Raw genomic sequence first — 3,563 nt, 5'->3', positions numbered from 1 at the left:
AGCCGAGGCGCGCCGCCTCGGCTTCGACCGCCTGCCGGTCGGCCGCGGCATCGCCGCCGTAGGACCAGTTCAGCACCGCCAGCGTCCCGCCGGGCCGCAGCACGTGATGGATGTCCTCCAGATGCCGGGCGGCGACCCCGGCCTGCACCAGATAGGGAAACGAGTCGACGGCCAGCACGAGATCGACGGCCGCCGGCGCCATGCAGGCCAGATCGCGCCCGCCGGTGCGCACCACGGCGGTGTCGGCGAGCCCCCGCGTCCGCCGCCGCGCCGTCTCCGTCATCACGGCGGAGACGTCGACCCCGACGACGAGGCGCACCCGGCCGGACAGCGCCGTCAGAAAGCGGCCGATCCCGCAGCCGAGATCCAGCACGGTCCGCTCCGGGCCCAGCAGCCCGCGTGCCGACAGCCAGGCGACGATCTCGTCGGTGACGGCGTCGAGCAGGGCAGGCCGGCCCAGTGAATACAGGGCGACGCTGGCTTCGGGCGACTGCGAGCAGGCGCGATCGAACACCGCGGCCCAGTGGGTGACCGCATCGGTGCCCGCCGGCGGATCGTCGTGCGTCGCCAGCACGGCGGCGATCCGGTCGAAGGCGTCGGGCATCTCGTCCAGCAGCCGCGCCGCGTGGCGGAGACGCTCGGCATGGCGCAGCCCGCGCGCCGTGACCATCCGGTCGGAGGCGATCGCGACGGCCTCGCTCGCCTCCTGCACCGCGAGCCCCGCCATGGCGAGCCAGGTCAGCGCCACGGCCGGCGGCAGGCTGCCGTCGGCGCAGCGCGCCAGCGCCTCGCGGGCGCGCTGCGGCAGGCCGCCGGGAAGGCCGGGTCGTCGGCGATGCGGCATGATCAGCGCTCCGGCCGTCGAAAGACGCGTCGACGCGTGTGGCGGACCACGGCGCCCCAACCGAACTTGTAGGCCTCGTCCCCGCGCAGCAGGTGGTACTCGCGCGCGCCGGCGCGGACCGCCGTCTCCATCGCCTCGGCGAGCAGCAGCGTCCCGGGACTTTCATGAGCGAAGGCGGCGTCGAAGCCGGCCAGATAGGCGTAGCGTCGCCGCTCGTCGGCGAGCTGATACAGCACCGCCGCGACGGTGCCGTCGATCGTCATCGCGTCGAGACGGGCGAGACCGGCGCCGAGGAGCTGCGGCAGGGCGGTGGCGTGGAAGGTCTCGATCCGCTCGTCCGCGAACACGCCGGGCTCGCCGCGCGCGGTCCAGCGCGCCTGGTGCATCCGGATCAGCTCGGCGAGCAGTCGAAGCCCCTCGGCGCCGTCCCGGGCCGCGATCGTTCTCACGTCGCCGCGCCGGCGCGCCCGGTTGCGGTCCATGCCGATGCTGCGGCGCTTGCGCTTGGGCAGCCTGTCGGCGAGGTCGTCGGGCGCGTCCGGCAGGGCGATCACGGGGCAGGGTGCGGCGTCCGAGCGTTCCTCGGTGCAGCCCGCAGGCACCGGGAGGTCGAGCGCCGCGGCGTCCGGCAGCAGATCGGTGAGCTCCCATTCGGTCCACGCATCGTCGGCGAGCGCGGCGACGATCCGGTCGCCGGCCGCCGGCACCGCCGGATCGACCAGCACGTCCAGATAGTCGCTCGCCGAGATGCCGATCGGCAGAAGGCGATCGGTGCCGTGCTCCCGATAGAACGGCGCGAGCCCGACGAGACGGCCGGCGCTCCGCACCGCGGCGACCCGCAGCAGGCCGGGCGAGAACGCATCCCACCAGGCGAGCTGCCAGGCGGGCGACTGGAACGGGGTCGCCCGGTCGCTGCGCCCGAACAGCTCCCACCAGTCCGGCACCAGCGCCGCGACGGCCTCGCGCTCGTGCAGCACGGCCGTTTCGGGCGTGCTCACGCCACCGCTCCGTGCGGGGCGCCGGCCCGCCGGGCGAGGCGGGAATACAGAGCGAGGTGGCGCTCGATCATCGGCGCCAGCCCGAAGCGTGTCTCGGCGGCGGCCCGACAGGCGGTCCGATCGAGATCGTCGCAGCGGCGGATCGCGGCGGCCATGCCGGCGGCGTCGCGAACCAGGAATCCGGTGACGCCATCGTCGACGGCCTCGGCGAGCGCGCCGGTGCGAAAGCCGATCACCGGCGTCCCGGAGGCCAGCGCCTCGCGCGCCACCAGCGAGCTCGTCTCCGCGGCCAGCGACGGGACCAGCAGGCACCGCGCCGCGGCGAGCAGGCGTCGCTTGCGGGCGAAGCCGACCGGGCCGATCCAGCGGCGGGTGGAATCGAGGCGTGGCGCGACCTCGGTCTCGAAGTAGCGGCGGTGCTCGTCATAGGCGAACACCTCGCCGGCGATCAGCAGCGGCACGCCGGCCTGCGCGGCCGCGTCGATCGCGAGATGGATGCCCTTCTCGGGGCAGACGCGGGCCAACATCAGGGCGTAACGGCAGTGCCGCCGCGCCGGCGCGAAGCGGTCGACCGCGACACCGTTCTCGATCACGTCGAGGTGCCGGAGATCGGGCCGCGCGTCACGCTGGCTGCGCGACACGCAGACGAGATGCGTCTCGGGGCGGCGCGGCTTCAGCGCCGCCTCGTCGTACCAGGCGAGCGGCAGATGCAGGGTCGCGACGACCGGAACGCCGGGGCGTGGCAGATAGGCCGTGTGGTCGACGCCGTGCAGGTGGACCACGTCGACACGACACGTCGTCAGGATCTCGTCGATCGCCCGCGCCGTGGCCTTGCGGCCGCGCTGGATCGCGGTCTCGTCGAGCGGGCTCGGCGGACGGGGCAGGGGCGCCAGCCGGCCCGAGACCACCGAGCCCGCCGGGGCGATCACGATCGAGCGGTGGCCGGCCTGCACCAGGGCGGCATCGAGCTGCCACACGACCTGCTCGGCGCCACCGACCGCATCCGGCCCGACCGGCGCGAACGGATAGGCGACGCTCAGGACGGTCAGAGGCATGGCGCCGGTCCGTTCGGAGAGCGACATCACAGGACGGGACCGAGCCCGAGGGTCCGGCAGGCGAGGCCGGTGAGCGCCAGCCAGCGCTCGCCCGTCAATCCCCAGTCGTACAGCTCGTACAGCAAGGCACCGTCGTTCGGCAGGATCGTCACGTCGATCGGCGTCGCCGGGCGGAAGCGCTCGACATGCACCGGAAACTGGGCGAGCGTCGCTCGCTGGCTCGCATGGGCGGCGAGCATGCTCCGCTTCAGGGCGATCTCGTCGTCGCTCAGCCGCACGTCGGTCGCCGGCGACCGGCGGTCCGGCACGAAGGACTGGTGCAGCCACCCGGACGGCCCGCGACGATAGAACGGCATCTCCAGCACGGCGATCGGATAGCCGTCGCGATCGGCGAGCGCCGCGGCCGCCCGCACCGCGAACGCGACCGCGTCGTGATCCGGATGCCCGCCTTCCATGGCGTGGGTGATGACGACGTCGATGCCCCGCGTGCGACACATGGCGGCCAGCCGGCGCGCCAGCACCGGCATCTGCTCGGCCACCTCCTGGTCGGGCAGCCCGAGCAGCACGACCTGATCGGGGGCCAGGCCGGCGAGCGCCAGCGCCGCGGCGAGCTCGCGCCGCCGGGCCATCGCATAGCTCGCCGCTCCGCGGTGGCCGTGCTCGGCC

At 74.4% G+C, this 3,563-nt stretch carries 4 protein-coding genes; all 4 read right to left on the bottom strand.

What is annotated here, in order from left to right; all coding sequences use genetic code 11:
* A partial coding sequence (locus CH341_RS29560) for a class I SAM-dependent methyltransferase (RefSeq protein ID WP_111422931.1) occupies positions 1–844 on the bottom strand: 844 nt, incomplete at its 3' end.
* A 2-nt stretch (positions 845–846) separates the two neighbouring features.
* Positions 847–1,842, bottom strand: coding sequence for a GNAT family N-acetyltransferase (locus CH341_RS29555; protein WP_111422929.1), 996 nt, complete (start codon positions 1,840–1,842; stop codon positions 847–849).
* Positions 1,839–2,897: a glycosyltransferase family 4 protein gene (locus CH341_RS29550; protein WP_111422933.1), complete on the bottom strand. Its 1,059-nt coding sequence runs from the start codon at positions 2,895–2,897 to the stop codon at positions 1,839–1,841. The genes CH341_RS29555 and CH341_RS29550 overlap by 4 nt, the downstream gene beginning before the upstream one ends.
* A 26-nt stretch (positions 2,898–2,923) precedes the next feature.
* Positions 2,924–3,563, bottom strand: a 640-nt coding sequence (locus tag CH341_RS29545) for a PIG-L deacetylase family protein (protein ID WP_111422927.1), incomplete at its 5' end; no start/stop codon positions are given.

This window comes from Rhodoplanes roseus, from assembly GCF_003258865.1.
In the GTDB taxonomy this organism is placed as follows: domain Bacteria; phylum Pseudomonadota; class Alphaproteobacteria; order Rhizobiales; family Xanthobacteraceae; genus Rhodoplanes; species Rhodoplanes roseus.
The sequence above is the reverse complement of the archived record's forward strand: the minus strand, read 5'-3'. Positions and strand labels throughout refer to the sequence as shown.

Excerpts from the sequence above, each read along its gene's own strand:
- CH341_RS29550 (WP_111422933.1), bottom strand. The coding sequence starts at position 2,897 with ATGCCTCTGACCGTCCTGAGCGTCGCCTATCCGTTCGCGCCGGTCGGG.